This is a genomic window from Agromyces sp. GL_144 (assembly GCF_057834305.1).
This window is the reverse complement of sequence record NZ_CM174399.1, coordinates 1,253,896-1,270,009: the sequence shown is the minus strand read 5'-3', so window position 1 is coordinate 1,270,009 and position 16,114 is coordinate 1,253,896. Positions and strand designations below refer to the sequence as shown.

At 71.1% G+C, this 16,114-nt stretch carries 12 protein-coding genes and 1 tRNA gene; 5 read left to right on the top strand and 8 right to left on the bottom strand.

Features of this window, described 5'->3' with window-relative positions; translation table 11 throughout:
• Window positions 1-2: 2 nt before the first annotated feature.
• Window positions 3-2,510: an ATP-dependent helicase gene (locus tag AC3IPY_RS05660; RefSeq protein WP_489187264.1), complete on the bottom strand. Its 2,508-nt coding sequence runs from the start codon at window positions 2,508-2,510 to the stop codon at window positions 3-5.
• A 118-nt stretch (window positions 2,511-2,628) separates the two neighbouring features.
• Here AC3IPY_RS05660 and AC3IPY_RS05655 point away from each other — a divergent pair, with 118 nt between their 5' ends.
• Entirely contained in the window at window positions 2,629-4,044 is a 1,416-nt protein-coding gene (locus AC3IPY_RS05655; protein ID WP_489187262.1) for an MFS transporter, read from the top strand.
• 15 nt (window positions 4,045-4,059) lie between these two features.
• A complete protein-coding gene (locus AC3IPY_RS05650; RefSeq protein ID WP_489187261.1) occupies window positions 4,060-4,881 on the top strand; it encodes a carbohydrate deacetylase in 822 nt (273 codons plus the stop codon).
• Between the two features lie 40 nt (window positions 4,882-4,921).
• On the opposite strand, the gene AC3IPY_RS05645 is transcribed toward AC3IPY_RS05650, so the two are convergent.
• Window positions 4,922-5,392 carry a RidA family protein gene (locus tag AC3IPY_RS05645; RefSeq protein ID WP_489187259.1) on the bottom strand — a complete coding sequence of 157 codons (471 nt, stop codon included), beginning with the start codon at window positions 5,390-5,392 and terminating at the stop codon, window positions 4,922-4,924.
• Window positions 5,392-5,625, bottom strand: coding sequence for a Sp36 family protein (gene sp36 / locus AC3IPY_RS05640; RefSeq protein WP_489187258.1), 234 nt, complete (start codon window positions 5,623-5,625; stop codon window positions 5,392-5,394). The genes AC3IPY_RS05645 and sp36 overlap by 1 nt, the downstream gene beginning before the upstream one ends.
• A gap of 150 nt (window positions 5,626-5,775) precedes the next feature.
• Between sp36 and AC3IPY_RS05635 the strand changes: the two genes are divergently transcribed.
• From AC3IPY_RS05635 to AC3IPY_RS05625, 3 genes are all read left to right on the top strand, one after another.
• Window positions 5,776-8,442, top strand: a complete 2,667-nt coding sequence (locus tag AC3IPY_RS05635; protein WP_489187257.1) for a transglycosylase domain-containing protein — start codon at window positions 5,776-5,778, stop codon at window positions 8,440-8,442.
• Window positions 8,439-9,416, top strand: coding sequence for a metallophosphoesterase (locus tag AC3IPY_RS05630; protein ID WP_489187255.1), 978 nt, complete (start codon window positions 8,439-8,441; stop codon window positions 9,414-9,416). The genes AC3IPY_RS05635 and AC3IPY_RS05630 overlap by 4 nt, the downstream gene beginning before the upstream one ends.
• A gap of 125 nt (window positions 9,417-9,541) precedes the next feature.
• Window positions 9,542-9,615, top strand: a tRNA-Pro gene (locus tag AC3IPY_RS05625).
• Window positions 9,616-9,841: 226 nt separating this feature from the next.
• On the opposite strand, the gene AC3IPY_RS05620 is transcribed toward AC3IPY_RS05625, so the two are convergent.
• Genes AC3IPY_RS05620 through AC3IPY_RS05600 form a run of 5 tightly spaced genes read right to left on the bottom strand, consistent with a single transcriptional unit; the run spans window position 9,842 to window position 15,990 of the window.
• Window positions 9,842-10,537: a 4'-phosphopantetheinyl transferase family protein gene (locus tag AC3IPY_RS05620; RefSeq protein WP_489187254.1), complete on the bottom strand. Its 696-nt coding sequence runs from the start codon at window positions 10,535-10,537 to the stop codon at window positions 9,842-9,844.
• Window positions 10,534-10,788 carry an acyl carrier protein gene (locus tag AC3IPY_RS05615; RefSeq protein WP_489187253.1) on the bottom strand — a complete coding sequence of 85 codons (255 nt, stop codon included), beginning with the start codon at window positions 10,786-10,788 and terminating at the stop codon, window positions 10,534-10,536. Before AC3IPY_RS05615 ends, AC3IPY_RS05620 begins: the two co-directional genes overlap by 4 nt.
• A complete protein-coding gene (locus AC3IPY_RS05610) occupies window positions 10,785-12,542 on the bottom strand; it encodes an acyl-CoA dehydrogenase family protein (protein WP_489187252.1) in 1,758 nt (585 codons plus the stop codon). The genes AC3IPY_RS05615 and AC3IPY_RS05610 overlap by 4 nt, the downstream gene beginning before the upstream one ends.
• The gene (locus AC3IPY_RS05605) at window positions 12,539-14,263 is read right to left on the bottom strand and encodes an acyl-CoA dehydrogenase family protein (RefSeq protein WP_489187251.1); all 1,725 of its coding nucleotides are present in this window, start codon (window positions 14,261-14,263) and stop codon (window positions 12,539-12,541) included. The genes AC3IPY_RS05610 and AC3IPY_RS05605 overlap by 4 nt, the downstream gene beginning before the upstream one ends.
• Window positions 14,260-15,990, bottom strand: coding sequence for a fatty acyl-AMP ligase (locus tag AC3IPY_RS05600; RefSeq protein ID WP_489187250.1), 1,731 nt, complete (start codon window positions 15,988-15,990; stop codon window positions 14,260-14,262). Before AC3IPY_RS05600 ends, AC3IPY_RS05605 begins: the two co-directional genes overlap by 4 nt.
• Window positions 15,991-16,114: the final 124 nt, after the last annotated feature.

Below are 16,114 nucleotides of genomic sequence, written 5' to 3'. Positions count from 1 at the left end.
GCTCAGAGCTTCTCGATGGGGGCGATCTTGATGAGCAGCTTCTTCTGCCCCGCGCTGTCGAAGCTCACGTGGGCGATGCGCTTGGTGCCCTCGCCGGTGACCTGGTTGACGCGCCCCTCGCCGAAGTCGACGTGGCGGATGCGGTCGCCCGCCTCGAGCGTGAGGTCGCCGTTGTCGCGCACGGTGCCCGTGACGCGGTTGGCCCATTCGGCCTTGGGCTTGGCGGACGCCGTGACGCTGAAGCGCTCGAGGTCGCGATCGCGCGTGCCCCACGACCCGCCCTGGCCGGGCCGCGCGTTCAGCGCGCGGGGCCGGGTGCCGCCGCGCGAGGTCGCCATACCGGGCGACTGCTTCCAGTCGACGAGGTCTTCGGGGATCTCTTGCAGGTAGCGCGAAGGCATCGCGACGGCGACCTCGCCGAACTGGGCGCGGCTCATCGCGAGCGAGATGTAGAGGCGCTGCCTGGCGCGGGTGATGCCGACGTAGAACAGGCGGCGCTCTTCGGCAGGGCCGCCCGGCTCGGACGCCGACATCTGATGCGGCAGCAGCCCCTCTTCGAGCCCGGTGAGGAACACCGCGTGGTACTCGAGCCCCTTGGCCGTGTGCAGGGTCATGAGCGACACGGTGCCCGAGGCGTCGTCGAGCTCGTCGGCGGCGGCCACGAGCGAGACCTGGGTGAGGAAGTCGACGAGCGTGGCCTGCGGGTTGTCGCGGTCGAAGTCGCGCGTCTGCGCAACGAGTTCGTCGACGTTCTCGGCGCGGGTCTCGTCTTGCGGGTCGCGGCTGTTGCGGAGTGCGTCGATGAGCCCCGACTTCTCGAGCAGGAACACGAGCACGTCGGAGACCTTGGACGCGCCCTCGTTGGTGCCGGCCTCGATGCCCGCCGACGACGGCACGAGCATGGCCGCGGCCTCGTCGAGCACCTTCGCGAGCGCCATGATGGCCCCGGTGACCTTGGGCCCGAGCCCGAGCGCGTCGGCCGAGCGCATCGCCTCGCGGAACGTGAGGCCGTTGGCCTCGGCGAAACCGGACAGTGCGGTCTCGGTCGCCGGCCCGATGCCGCGCTTGGGCGTGTTCAGGATGCGCCGCAGCGCGAGTTCGTCGAGCGGGTTGGCCACCGAGATGAGGTAGGCCATGGCGTCTTTGATCTCGGCGCGCTCGTAGAACTTCGTGCCGCCGACCACGCGGTAGGGCAGCGCCGAGCGCACGAAGATCTCTTCGAGCGCACGCGTCTGCGCGTTGGTACGGTAGAACACGGCGATGTCGCGGTAGGCGACGCCGGTGCGATGCAGGGCCTCGATCTCGTCGGCGACGAACTGGGCCTCGTCGTGCGCGGTGTAGCCCGTGTACCCGGTGATCTTGTCGCCGTCGCCGACGGCCGTCCAGAGCTTCTTGTCTTTGCGGTCGAAGTTGTTGGAGATGACGGCGTTGGCGGCCGAGAGGATGTTCTGGGTCGAGCGGTAGTTCTGCTCGAGCAGCACCACCTTGGCGCCGGGGAAGTCGCGCTCGAACTCGGAGATGTTGCGGATGTCGGCCCCGCGGAACGCGTAGATCGACTGGTCGGAGTCGCCGACGACCGTGAGGCTCGCACCCGGGATGCCGCCCGTGGCGTCGGTGACCCCCCTGACGTTGAACCCGTGGTCGGCCATCTCGGCGACGCGATCGGGCGACACGGGCTGCGTGAACTCGCGGATGAGCGAGTACTGCGCGTGGTTGGTGTCTTGGTACTCGTCGACCAGGATGTGCCGGAACCGGCGCTGGTAGAGCGAGGCGACGTTCGGGAAGGCGCGGAACAGGTAGACGGTCTCGGCGATGAGGTCGTCGAAGTCGAGCGCGCTGGCCGCGCGCAGTCGCCGCGTGTACTGCCGGAAGATCTCGAGGAACATGACCTCTTGCGGGTCGTTCATGTTCGCGTTGCGCGCGTAGGACTCGACGTCGGAGAGCTCGTTCTTGAGCTTGGAGATCTTGGACTGCGCGCTCGCGGGCGTGAAGCCCATGGTGTCGGCGTCGAGCTCTTTGATGATGCGCTTGAGCACCGTGCGGGTGTCGGCCGAGTCGTAGATGGTGAACGTGGACGACAGGCCGATGGCCTCGGCCTCGCGCCGCAGGATGCGCACGCAGGCCGAGTGGAACGTCGAGATCCACATGCCTGAGGCGCCTTCGCCGAGCAGGCTCTCGACGCGCTCGCGCATCTCGGCCGCGGCCTTGTTCGTGAACGTGATGGCGAGGATCTGGCTCGGCCACGCCTCGCGGCTGTCGATGAGCCCGGCGATGCGGTGCGTGAGCACGCGCGTCTTGCCGGAGCCCGCGCCCGCGACGATGAGCAGCGCCTGCCCGCGGTACTCGACCGCCTCGCGCTGCTCTGGATTCAGGCCGTCGGTGAAGCGGCTGCCGGATGCCGCGTGGCCGGCGGATGTCGCAGGGGCACCGGGCGTCGCGGGGGAGCCGGAAGCCGCGGCGGGCGCCTCGCGCCAGCCGGCCGGGTCGTCGGGGTCGAGGATCAGCGTCATGTCCCTCCAAGTCTAGGCGCGGCATCCGACACCGTTCCCGGCTGCGGCGTTCGGCTCCCGTTCACCCATGGATCCTCAGAATGTCGTAACATTTCCGCACCCCCAGCGAAGGACGATGATGACCGACCGCGCCCAGACGACGCCTCCCCCAGCCGCGCCCGCTCCGGCACCCCGCGCCACCGCCCCGTGGCGCTACGCCGTCGGCATGTTCGGCACCTCGATCCCGATCAACATGATCAAGGGGTCGATGATCCTCTACTACGTCGACATCCTCGGGCTCGACGTGCGCGTCTACGCCGCGGTCATGGTCGTCTACGCGATCATCGACGCGATCGACAATCCCGTGCTCGGCTACCTCTCCGACCGCACGCGCACGCGCTGGGGCCGGCGCCGCCCGTGGCTCGTGATCGGGGCGCCGCTGCTCGCGGCCTCGATGATCGGCTTCTTCTCGGCGCCCGACTCGCTCGACGGCCTCGGCCTGGTCATCTGGTTCGCGGTGTTCGCGATCGCCTGCGAGGCGTTCGACTCCATGCTGAACGCGAACTACGGCGCGCTGCTGCCCGAGCTCTTCCCGCAGGAGCGCCGCCGAGCGGTCGCGAACTCGATGCGGCAGGGCTTCCAGCTCGTCGCGCTCGTGATCTCGCTCGCCGTGACGCCGCTGCTCACGACGAGCGTCTTCGGCACCGAGGACACCACGGTCGGCTTCCAGACGACGGCGATCATCTACGGCGCCATCGCGGTCGTCGTGATCCTCTTCATGGCGTTCAGCGCGAAGGAGAACCCGCGCTACGCGACCGACGCACGCCCGCGGTTCCTCGCCTCGCTCGGCGCGATCGTGAAGAACCGGGCGTTCTGGAGCATCGGGGTCGCCGGCGCCTGCTATGCGACGGCGATGGCCCTCGTGCTCTCGGGCCTGCAGCTGTACGTGCGCTACTCGCTCGGGCTCCCGGTGGCCAACGCGCTCTACCTGCAGGCCGTCGTCATCCTCTTCTCCGTCGGCGGCCTGTTCGTCTGGACGCGCGTCGTGCGCCGGCGCGGGGCGGCCTTCACCTGGCGCCTCGCGTTCATCGTGCTCGCCCTGAGCTTCGTGCCGCTCTTCTTCGCGAACGACCTCGTCACGGCGATCCTCGCGGGCGTGCTCGTCGGCGCGGGCTACTCGGGCATGCTCGCCACGAACGACCTCATCGTCGCGCGCGTGCTCGACGACGACTCGCGCCGCCACGGCGAGCATCGCGAGGGCCTGTTCCTCTCGGCGTTCGGCTTCTTCGGCCGCCTGAACGGCATCGTCACGGGTCTCGCCCTCGCCTCGCTCGGCGTGTTCTTCGGCTACAACTCGGGCGACGACCCCGGCACGGCCCCCGACCTCGCCTACCGCTTCTACCTCTGCGTGTACCCGTTCCTGCTGTGCGCGATCGGCGCGGTGCTCGCCCGCGTCATCCGCGTGCCGGAGGGGCCGGCCGAGGCCGAGGCGGATGCCGCGACCACCGTCTCGACGACCGTGGCCAACGCCGCCGACGACGAGACCGTGAACTGAAGGCCGGGTGCCCCGATGAGACGTCTCGTCATCACCGCCGACGACCTCGGCCGCGACCCGGCCACCGACCGCGCCATCGCCGGGCTCGCCGCCGAGGGGTTCATCACGGCCACCACGGCCATCGCCGTGTCGCCGCACGCCGCCGACGCCGTGGCATCCGTCGTCCGGGCCGGCCTGGTGCCACGCGTGCATGCGACGCTCTCGAGCGAACGGGGCGTGCCGCCGTGGCATCCGCTCGCCGCCGGACCCTCGCTCATCGACGCTGGGGGCACGCTCCCCCTCGACCCGTCGACGGTGGGTCGCGATGCGGCGCCGGGCGAGGTCGCGGCCGAGCTCGCGGCGCAGCTGTCGTGGTTCACCGAACGCGGCATCCGCCCGCCGGCACTCGATTCGCACGCCGGCACGCTCTACGGCCTCGCCGGTCGGAGCTTCATCGGCGAGGCACTGGCGCTCTGCGCGCGGCACGGCATGGGGCTCCGGCTGCCACGCGACCCCGCTCCGTACTTCGGCAGCGGCCTGCCGCCCGAGCTCGTGCGCCTGCACGCCATGGCCGTCGAGGCGGCGGATGCCGCGGGCGTGCCGATCCCGGCCGCGATGATCACGAATCGGCTGGGCGCCGCCGGACTCGGTGCCTTCGAGGCGCTGCGCGAGCAGACGCTGCGACAGCTCGCCGCGCTGCCGGAGGGCACGAGCGAGCTGTTCCTGCATCCGGCGCCGGAGGGCGCACTCGAGGGCCCGGACGGCACGACGCGCGCCTGGGAGCTGCGGATGCTGCGCGACGACGTGTTCCGTGCCGCGCTGGAGGCCGAGGGCATCGAGCCGGTCGGCGCCTGGTAGGCGCGGCCGAGCGCGGCCGAGCGGAGGACGCGGGTTCGGGCTACGCGAACTCGACGACGAGCTCGACCTCGACGGGCGAGTCGAGCGGGAGCACCGCGACGCCGACGGCCGAACGGGCGTGCCGCCCGGCCTCGCCGAAGACCTCGCCGAGCAGTTCGGAGGCGCCGTTGATGACGCCGGGCTGGCCGGTGAACGACGGATCGGAGGCCACGAAGCCGACGACCTTCACGATGCGCGTGATGCGGTCGAGCGAGCCGATCTCGGCGCGCACCGCGGCCAGCGCGTTGAGGATCGACGTGCGCGCGTACGCCTTGGCGTCGTCGGCGGGCACGAGTCCGTGGCCGTCGCCGACCTTGCCCGTGGCCGGCAGCGCACCGGCGGTGAAGGGCAGCTGGCCCGACGTGTAGACGTGGGAGCCGGTCGCGACGGCGGGGATGTAGGCCGCCACCGGCGGCGCGACATCCGGCAGCTCGATGCCGAGCTCGGCGAGCCGTGCCTCGAAGCCGGCCATCAGGCGCGCCCCTCGCCCTCGAAGGCCTTCGCGGCCTGGGCTGCCGCGGCTGCACCGGCGGATGCCGCGGCCGAGGCCGAGTCGCCGATCGGACGCTTGAGGTACGCGACGAGGCCGCCCTCGGGCCCCTGCACGATCTGCACGAGCTCCCACCCCTCGGATCCCCAGTTGTTCAGGATCGCGGCCGTGTTGTGGATGAGCAGCGGGGTGGTGATGTACTCCCAGGTGACCATGGGAACCTCGTCTCTACGTCGCGGGTGCGGAAGTCGGTTCGGTTTCGTGGCGCACGCCGAAGCGGACACATCGGGTTTCCCCAGCGTCCGTGCCGTGGTTTGCCAGCCTTCTCCGTTAAGCTCCACTATATGTCTGCCCAAAAACGTTCGATGAGCGATCTCGGCTCCGGCATCCTCGGATTCGTCGGCATGAGCGCTCTCGCCGGCGTGCTCGTGACCGCCGCGGTGACCCCCGCGCTGGCCGTCACCGGACTGGCCGCCAACAACAGCATCACGATGTTCGAGAACCTCCCCGGATTCCTCGACATCGAGGAGCTCGCGCAGAAGTCCACGATCTACGCGACCAAGCCCGACGGCACGTACGCGCCCATCACGTCGTTCTATGAGGACAACCGCGAAGAGGTCGACTTCGAATACATCTCGCAGTACCTGAAGGACGCCGCGGTCGCCGGCGAAGATCCGCGGTACTACGAGCACGGCGGCATCGACATCAAGGGCACGATGAGCGCCGTCGTCAACGAGTTCATCCCCGGAGGCCCGCAGCGAGGCGGCTCCTCGATCACGCAGCAGTACGTGAAGAACGTGCTGCTGAACAACGGCCTGAACAAGGCGACGTCCGAGGAGGAGCGGCAGGCCGCCATCGACGAGGCGACCGCGCCCACCCCCGAGCGCAAGCTGAAAGAGATGCGCTACGCGATCTCGGTCGACAAGAAGTACTCCAAAGACGACATCCTCAAGGGCTACCTGAACATCGCCGCGTTCGGCGGAACGGTCTACGGCGTGCAGGCGGCCGCCGAGTACTACTTCAGCACCAATGCGAAAGACCTGACGCTGCCGCAGGCGGCGAGCCTCATCGCGATCGTCAACTGGCCCGAGAAGTTCCGCCTCGACTACCCCGACAGCGAGACGAACGGCGCGAACACGGTCGTCGACGGCGAGAACGTGCCGTACGCCGCCAACAAGGATCGCCGCGACTACATCTTGAAAGAGATGCTCAAGGAGAAGAAGATCACGCAGGAGGACTACGACGCCGCCGTCGCGACTCCCGTGGAGCCCGTGATCCAGGAGCCCACCAGCGGCTGCCAGGCCTCTCCGTACTACGCGTACTTCTGCGACTACGTGACGTGGGAGATCAAGGACAAGCTCGACGACGCCTCGACGCCCGACGTCAACGAGGGCGCCGAGATGCTCTCGCGCGGTGGCCTGAACATCTACACGACCATCGACATGGAGATGCAGGACGTCGCGACGCAGGCCATTCGAGAGAACGTCCCGTCGACGATCCCCGAGATGGACCTCGGCGGCTCGGTCGTCTCGGTCGAGGTCGGCACCGGGCGCATCCTCGCGATGGTGCAGAACACCGACTACAACGTCGACCCCGACGTGACCGGCGACCAGTACTCCGCCGTCAACTACAACTCGGGCATCGACTACGGCGGTTCGAGCGGCTTCCAGCCCGGCTCGACGTTCAAGACGTTCACGCTCGCCGAATGGCTCATCGAGGGTCATTCGCTGAACGAGAGCATGAACGCGACCAAGCGCAGCAACTGGGGCTCGTTCAACGACAGCTGCAACGGCCCGGTGGATGTCGGCGGCTGGGATCCCGGCAACGACGAGGGCGGCAACGGTGGGTTCTGGACCGCGCTGTTCAACACCATCAACTCCGAGAACACGGGCTTCGTCGCCATGGCGAAGCAGCTCGACCTCTGCGGCATCAAGAACACCGCGACCGCGCTCATGAGCGCCGGCCGTGCCGACGGCGGCGAGCTCGGCACTCCGGCCGGCACCGACTGGACCTTCCAGCCCTCCGCGGTGCTCGGCACCGAAGAGGTCGCCCCGCTCTCGATGGCGACCGCGTTCGCCGCGTTCGCGGGCGGCGGCGTGTCCTGCACGCCCATCGCCATCGACAGGATCACGAACGCCGACGGCGAAGACCAGCCCTCGCCGAAGTCGACCTGCACGCAGGCGATCACCGCCGACGTCGCAGCCGGCATGGACTACGCGCTGCAGCGCGTCATGACCGAGGGCACGGGCACCTCGTCCCGTGGCCGCATGGACACGGCGGGCACCCCGATGATCGGCAAGACCGGAACCACCGACAACAACGAGGCCACGTGGATGAGCGGCGCCTCGTCGAAGGTCGCGACCGTGGTCGGCGTCTACAACGCCACCGGCCACGTCAACCTGCGCAACACGTACATCAACGGCGAGCAGGCGGCGGTGCTGCGCCACAACATCTGGCCGCGCGTCATGGACTTCGCGAACATGAAATACGGCGGCGACCCGTTCCCCGAGCCCAAGAGCGAGTTCCTCACCGCGCCGCAGGCGAACGTGCCCGACGTGCTCGGACTCGCACCCGACGCCGCGCAGAAGGCGATCACGGACGCCGGCTTCGGCGTCGCGCTCGACGGCGAGATCGACTCGGCCCAGCCGAAGGGCACCATCGGATGGGCCAGCGCCTCCGGCACGGCACCTCGTGGCTCGCAGATCATGCTCAAGGTCAGCAAGGGAAACCTCAGCGCCGTGCCGAACGTGGTCGGCACGCAGGCCGACCAGGCCGAGGCCGCGCTGAAGCAGGCCGGCTACAAGGTGAAGCGCACGAACGAGGACACGACCGACGACAGCAAGGTCGGCCTCGTGGTCTCGCAGAACCCCGGTGCCGACGGCACGGCGAAGCCCGGTGACACGATCACCATCGGCATCGGCAAGAAGTCGGGCAACAGCGGCAACGGCGGTGACGGCGGCGGCACCGACGGCGGAACTGACGGCGGTGGCGACGGCGGCACCGACGGCGCCCTCCCCGGCGGCGGCGGTTGACCCGCGCACGTCTCGCGCCGGCCGCGCAGATCGCCATCGCGATCGGCGCGGCCGGCGCTGCCGCGTTCGCGTGGGGTTCGCTCGTCGAGCGCAAGCGCTGGACCCTTCGCCGCGTCGAGGTGCCCGTGCTGCCGGCCGGTTCCCGGCCGATCAAGGTGCTGCACCTCTCCGACCTGCACATGGCTCCGTGGCAGCGTGAGAAGCAGGCGTGGGTTCGCGGGCTCGCCGAACTCGAGCCCGACCTCGTCGTCGACACGGGCGACAACCTCGGCCACGAGCGCGGCCTCGAGGGCATCCGGGCGGCGTTCGAGCCGTTCCGCGGAATCCCCGGCGTCTTCGTCAACGGGTCGAACGACTACTTCGGCCCGGTTCCGAAGAACCCGTTCCTCTACTTCGCGGGTCCGTCGGGTCATGTGCCCCGCAGCACGCGGCTCGACATCGCGGCACTGCACGAGTACTTCGGCGAACTCGGCTGGCAAGACCTCGACAACACCGCGACGACGCTCGACCTGCGCGGCACCCACTTCGAGTTCTTCGGCGTCGACGACCCGCACAAGGGCTTCGACCGGCTCGACCTCATCACCAGCGCGATCGACGACCTGCGCGCCGAAGACCCGCTCGGCGACGAGTCGTGGCCCGATGCGGCATCCGCGGCACAGCCCCGGCCGACGGTCACGGTCGGCGTCGCGCACGCCCCGTACCAGCGCGTGCTGAACTCGTTCGTGAACCACGGCGCGCAGCTCATCCTCGCGGGCCACACCCACGGCGGCCAGGTCTGCGTGCCCGGATTCGGCGCGCTCGTCACCAACTGCGACATCCCGCGCGACCAGGTCAAGGGCCTGAGCGTCTGGCGCCACGGCCTGCGCTCGGCCTTCCTCAACGTGTCGGCCGGACTCGGCACCTCGATCTTCGCGCCCGTGCGCTTCGCCTGCCCGCCAGAGGCCACGCTGCTCACGCTCGTCCCGTCGCGCTGAGGGCGCGTCGCGCGAGGCATCCGCTCGTGATCTTCTCGCACAGCGCCGGTCGGTGCGCGGGCATCGCCGTCGTGGTCGGAGCGCCTCGGTTTATCGGCTATCCTTGTTGAGGCCCGCAAGGGCACCGGGGTGTGGCGCAGCTTGGTAGCGCGCGTCGTTCGGGACGACGAGGTCGCAGGTTCAAATCCTGTCACCCCGACACACACTGTCTCTCTTCGAGACACGCAGAAGGCCTCCGCGAGAGCGGGGGCCTTCTTGCTTGCCAGGTCGCGCTTGCCAGGTCGCCCTTGCCATGTCGCGCTTGCCAGGTCGCGCTTGCCAGGTCGCGTTCGCCGATACGTCGTGTGTGGGAGATGAGGCTCTGTCCCTGCCCGCAGCCGGGGATGTGTCCTGATCTCCTGCAGCACGAGTCGAGGGTGCGCGCGTCAGGTCCGCGGGTGCACGACCTCGACGGTTCGGCCGATGAGGCGCACGATCGACGACTCCGGCCGGGTCGGGGCCTCCGCCGCGGGCACGACGGTCACCGCCGCCGAGATCGAGCCGGCGTCGACGGCGACGGCGCGCGGGTCCCCGGCGAGGCCGATGCCGCGGGCCTTCAGCACGGCTTCCTTGATCGTCCAGGCGCGGGCGAGCGCGCGCCGTCGATGCTGGCCCGCCGACAGCGACTCGAAGACCTCGCGCTCGCCGGGCGAGCACATCCGGCGCAGCAGCGCGGAGCTCGCGAACGCGTCGAACGGCGCCGCCTCGACGTCTGCGCCGATGCGCCCGCCGCGACCGACGGCCACGAGCATGGTCGGCCCGCTGTGCGAGATGCCGACGTCGAGGCCGTGCTCGCCGCGCAGCCGCGGCTTCTCGCCGGCGCGATGCTCGACGAAGCCTGGCCACGAACCGTCGAGCCGCTCGGTCACGAGTTCTCGCGCCCACGCCCGCCCGATCGCGCGCCGGGCGTCGATCAGCCGTCGACGGGCTTCAGGGGCGGATGCCTCCGGCGGAGCCGCGATCGGGCGGGGAACCCGGGCGATCCAGTCCCCGACGATCCACCACAGGCCGTCGGCCTCGCCGAATGCCCTGGCCCGCTCGCCCGGTGCGGTGGCCGGCTCGCGTCGGCGAAGCTCGATCACGCCGCGGTGAGCCGTTCGGAGATGCCCTCGGCGAGTTCGCCGATCGTCGGGTGGTCCCAGACGATCGTCGGGTCGACGTCGAGGTCGAACTCGTCCTCGATGTCGCCGCAGAGGGTGAGCGCGTAGACCGAGTCGAGGCCGAGGTCGGCGAGCGGGGTCGAGGCGTCGAACGTGCCGGCGTCGACCTTGCCGTAGGCGACGACACGTGCCATCAGCCAGGTCTCGATGGTCGGGGCATCCGTCGTGGTCATCTGGTCTCTCCTTCTTCGTGGGGAAGCGCGGGCGACGCCGTCGTCTCCGAGATGGTGAACCTCGAGCCGCGGTCGACGCGGTCCGAGGCGATGCCGACGAGGTGATCGACGGCACGCGGGTCGAGCGGGACGACGCGGCCGGCCAGCCGCGCCTCGAGGCGGGCGAACACGGCCGCGCGCACGAGGTCGTCGTGCAGCGCCGAACCCGACGGCGCGTGCGCGCAGACGCCGGCCCAGGCCCCGCCTGCGAGGAGCAGCGTGAGCCGGTGCGCGAGCGCGAACGCCTCGGGCGGGGCATCCGCTCCGAGGAGCGAGGGCGACACCTCCGCGATCTCGGTTCGAAGCCGTTCGAGCTCGTCGGCAAGGCCCGCGACGGCCGACGCCGAGGCCGGATCGAGCCGGGCACGCACCGAGTCGTCGGTCAGCGCGGCACCGAGCGGGTCGCTCGAGCCCGCCCCGAGCGACAGCCGGGAGAAGTCGAGCTCGTCCAGCGGCGCGCCGAGGCGGAACAGGTCGGGATCCGTCGCCTGCGTGCGCCGCGATCGGCGCACCCACGCCGGGAGGTTCGGCAGGATCGTGAGCAGGCACGCCGTGGAGCCCGCATGCCCGATGGGCACGACGGCCAGGTCGCGCACGAACTTCTCGACGATGTCGTACGGTGCGACCCTGGCGTAGAAGGTCGATCCGAAGAGCACCGAGAGGTCCTGCATCGCCGATTGCAGCAGCTGCGGCACGAGGTACTTCGACGCCGCCGTCAGCACGAGGCACTCGGCGGGCGCCAGGTGGAGCGCCCGCACGACGACCGCGCTCAGGGCGTCGGCGAGCCAGAGGTCGGCCATCGCTCCGGCCAGCAGCGCCCTCGCATGCGGAAGGTCGAGCACCGCCCCGCCGTAGAGCGATCGCTCGCGCCCGTAGCGCACGGCCAGGTCGAGGGTCGCGTCGACGGTCGCCACGGCCAGCGCGGGGATGACGGCCCGGCTCACCTGGAACGCCGTGAGCGCCGTCTGCGCCGCGGTCCCGGTGGCGCCGACGACCGCGGTCGACGACAGCGGCAGGCCGTCGAACCGGGCGACGCCGATGCGGCAGCCGCGCATGCCCGCCGTGAGCACGCGACGACTCGTGTCGACGAAGGGCCGGGTCGCGGCATCCTTGTGCCAGAGCAGCAGGGAATGGCTCCTGGCCCCGGGTTCCGGCGAGGTCCTCGCCATCACGAGCACGGTTTCGGCGCGGTCGACGTTGTTGATCACCTGCTTGACGCCGTCGAGCACCCACCCGTCGCCGTCGGGGCGCGCCGTGAACCCGTTCGCCAGCAGGTCGTTGCCGTGGTCGAGCTCGTGGAAGCCGACGGCGATGCGCTCGCCGCGCAGCAGCCGGGCGGCGACCTCGCCGCGCTGTGCGGGGTCGCCGGCCACCCAGACGTTGAGCGCCGCCATGAGCGAGGTGACGCCGTAGCCGAGGCCGAGCGCCGGATCGCGCCGGAAGATGGGGCGCCAGCGGCGCACGAGGTCTTCGGTGGAGACCCATCGGCCGCCGAGCGAGGCCGGCACGAACTCCGCCGCGGCGCCCCACTCGTCGAGCAGGGACTCCGCGGCCGAGCTCAGGCGCCGGGCGTCGTCATCGGCCACGATCGAGGCGTGGTCGAACGGCCCCGGATGCCGCGGGTCGCCGAAGAGCTCGTCGAGGTCTTCCGGCGGGGTCGCGGCATCCGGAAGCCTCGGGAGCTTCGGAGCGCCGGTGCGATCGAGCATCGTCATGCGGCCTCCGCCCACGCGTCGAGCATCGAGACCGTGCGTGCGCGGCCCGCCTCCTCGAGGGCGAGGTCGGCGAGCACGGCGGCCGACGCCGAGGCGGCGGTCGAGGCCTGCAGCCCGAGGCGTACCGCCAATCGATCGAGGACCGCGGCCAGGCGGATCTCGGACGGCGCGCTCCCCCGCTGCGGCGAGGCCAGTTCGGTCGCGATCGCGCACGCGGCACCGAAGCAGAGGGCGATGCGCTCGGCCAGGTCGAAGGATGCCGCCGACGGCGCCGATTCCCGCGGGGCGGCGCCGGCCTCGGCGACGAGACGGGCGAACTCGGTCGCGATGCGCCTCGCCGGCCGGGCCGCCCGACGTGCGCCGAGCAGCTCGACGAGGGCCGGAAGCCCGCGCAGCAGTCGCGAGCCGCGCTTGGTGACGAGGCGCAGGCGGGCGGTGTCGACCCAGCCGTCATCGCCCTCGAACGCGAAGTCGGCGACGAGGCCCTCGACGTCGACGGGCTCGGCGGCCCGAGCGATCGCCGGGAGCTCGTTGACGATCATGTTCAGGTTCACGACCGAGTTGCCGTCGAAGATGCCGACGACCCGGTTGTCGCGCGCGGCCTTCTGGAACGCACCGGCACCGGCGATGCCGAGCAGTTGCGAGCGCGCCCCGACGAACGCGGTGAGGTCCCGGAACAGCAGGTCGACCGTGTCGGGCACGAGGAACTTCACGAGGGCGCTCACGAGCGACATCTCGTCAGGCGTGCGGTGCGCGCCGCGGGCTCCCGCGTACATCACGGCCTCGGCGAGGAGCGAGTCCGCGATCGCGGTGCCGAGGGTCGCGCGGGCCGTCGGCAGGTCGCCGAGCCGTCGTCCGAAGAGCCGGCGCGAGGACGCGAACTCCGTCGCGATGGCGACCGCGTGGTCGGCCGCCCCGAGCGAGAGCGCCGTGGTGAGGGGCCGCGTGAGCTGCAGGCTCTTCAGCACGAGTTCGAGTCCGTGACCCGGCTCGCCGACGAGTCGATCACGCTCGAGGACCGCGCCCCGCAGCTCGAGTCCGCTGATGTCGGCGCCGCGGATGCCGTGCGTCGCGACCTTCGGCCGGTACGCGAGCGCGCGCGAGTCGATGCGCTGCTTGTCGACCAGCACGAGCGAGAGCGATCGCGGTCCGGGCTGGTCGGAGGTGCGCGCGAGCACCGTCATCGCGCGACCGCGGGTGGCGTTGTTCACGGGCCACTTCACGCCCGTGACGCTGAGGCGTTCGCCGAGCACGGCGGTCGTGGCCGTGTTCGAGAGGTCCGACCCGCGGCCCTGCTCGGTGAGCCCCCACGACACCGGATGCCCCGCGAGCACGAGATCCGCCATGTCGCCGGCGATCGGCCCGCCGGCGATCCACGCCCCGACGGCGCCGAGGAACGTCTTGCCGTGGGCGACGGCCACGGTGAGGTCGCGGCTCGCGAGGCGCCTGATCATCATCATGGGCACGAGCACGTCGCCGAGCCCTCCGCCGTGCGCCTCGGGCACGTAGGCGCGCGCCAGGCCCCAGCCGTCCACGGCGGCGACGGCGTCGCCCGGGAATGCGGATGCCTCGTCGAGGTCGATCGATCGCTCGATCGAGATCACCGAGCCGAACTCGTCTGCGCGGCCGAGGAACGCGTCGAATGCGCGGACCGATGCCCGGTCGAGACGGGCGGAGACCGACGTGGTCGCCGGCATCGCCCCGGACATCGGCGCGGTCATGCCGCGCTCCGGTCGAAGCCCACGCTCAGCACGGTCGCGAGCCGCTCGTCGGCGAGCAGCGACCTCGTGAGCGCGCGCTGCACCTTGCCGCTCGTCGTACGCGGCAGGGTGCCCTTGCGGATGAACGCGATGCCGAGCTCGGGCAGCGTGTACTCGTCGACGACGCTGCGCCGCACCTGCTCGGCGAGCCGTTCGAGCTCCTCGAGCGGCACGCGCGCCGAGTCGACCTCGGCGACGAGCCCGACCGCGGGCTGGGACGCGAGACCCTCGAACGCCGCGCTGAGGCATCCGGAGTGCAGGAAGCCCCCTGCGGTCGTCTCGAGGTCCTGGGGATACAGGTTGCGGCCGCGGATGATGATGAGGTCCTTGATGCGGCCGGTGATGACGAGCTCGCCGTCGACGAGCGACCCGAGGTCGCCCGTGCGGAGGTGGCGACGGTCGTCGGGCTCGCCCACGACGGTCGCGCCGAACACGCGCTCGGTCTCGTCGGGTCGCCCCCAGTAGCCCCGGGCGACGCTCGGCCCGCGCACGAAGATCTCGCCGATGGCGCCCTCCGAGGCCCGAAGGCCCGAGGCCGGGTCGACGATCACGACCTCGTGGCCCGCGGCCGCCGGCCCGCACGAGACGAGCTCGACGGCCCGACCGCCGGGCGAGGGCTCGTGCAGCTCGCCGGACTCGACGCCGCCGGCGTCGACCCGGATGGGCTCGACCGGCCAGGGCCGCACGCTCGCCGTCACGAGCAGGGTGGTCTCGGCCATGCCGTAGGCCGGGATGAAGGCGCGCCCGTCGAAGCCGGCGGCGGCGAACCGCTCGGAGAACGCGGCGAGCGTCGAGCTGCGCACCGGCTCCGCGCCCGTGATGACGCCCTCGACCGACGAGAGGTCGAGCGACGCGAGCTGCTCGTCGGTGACGAGCCTCGTGCAGAGGCCGTAGGCGAAGTCGGGGCCGACGGTGTGGGTCGAGCGGTGCTCGCTGATGAGGCGGAGCCAGAGCAGCGGACGCCGCAGGAACTGGCTCGGCGAGGTGAAGACGCTGTCGGCCCCGACCGAGATCGGCTGGAGCAACTGCCCCACCAGCCCCATGTCGTGGTAGTGCGGCAACCACCCCATGGTGCGCGACTCGGCGGTGATGCCGACGGCGGCCGTGATCGCGGCCTCGTTCGCCACGAGGTTGCCGTGGCTCACCATGACGCCCTTCGGCGTGCCGGTCGATCCCGACGTGTACTGCAGCAGGGCGAGCGAGTCGGCGCCGATGGGCGGCGGCGTCCACTCCGCGGCATCCGCCCCCTGCTCGAGGCTCGTGACCTGCACGACCGTCGCATCGGCGGGCGAGTCCCCCGGCTCGACGCCCACCGCGGCGAGCGCGGTGCCGTCGGTCAGCACGAGGCGGCTGCCGGAGTCGGCGATGATCGCCTCGAGGCGGCGGAGCGCCGCACCGGGCTGGCGCAGCGCCGCCACCGGCACGGGTGCCGCGATGAGTCCGGCGTAGAAGGCCGCGTACAGCGCACGCAGGAAGGCCAGCCCCGGATCGAAGGCGAGGATCACGACCTCGCCGGCCGCATGCCCGCCCGCGACCAGCGCCGCGGCGTCGGCGCGTGCCCGCCGGTCGAGGGCGGCGTACGAGACGAACTCGGAATCGCTCTGGCTCGAGTAGAACCGGAACCCCCGCGCTTCGCCGGCGGTCGCCGCCGCACGCGTCATGACGTCGACGAACGTGCTGGTCGTCACCACATCGGCCCCCTCCCCTGTCGACCCCCGACGGGCACACCGTCGATGACGGAGCCTTCGGTGGTGAGGGCGAGCATATGGAGCGTTGTTGAACACCACGCACACGTGGTGTTGCGCGCATGTT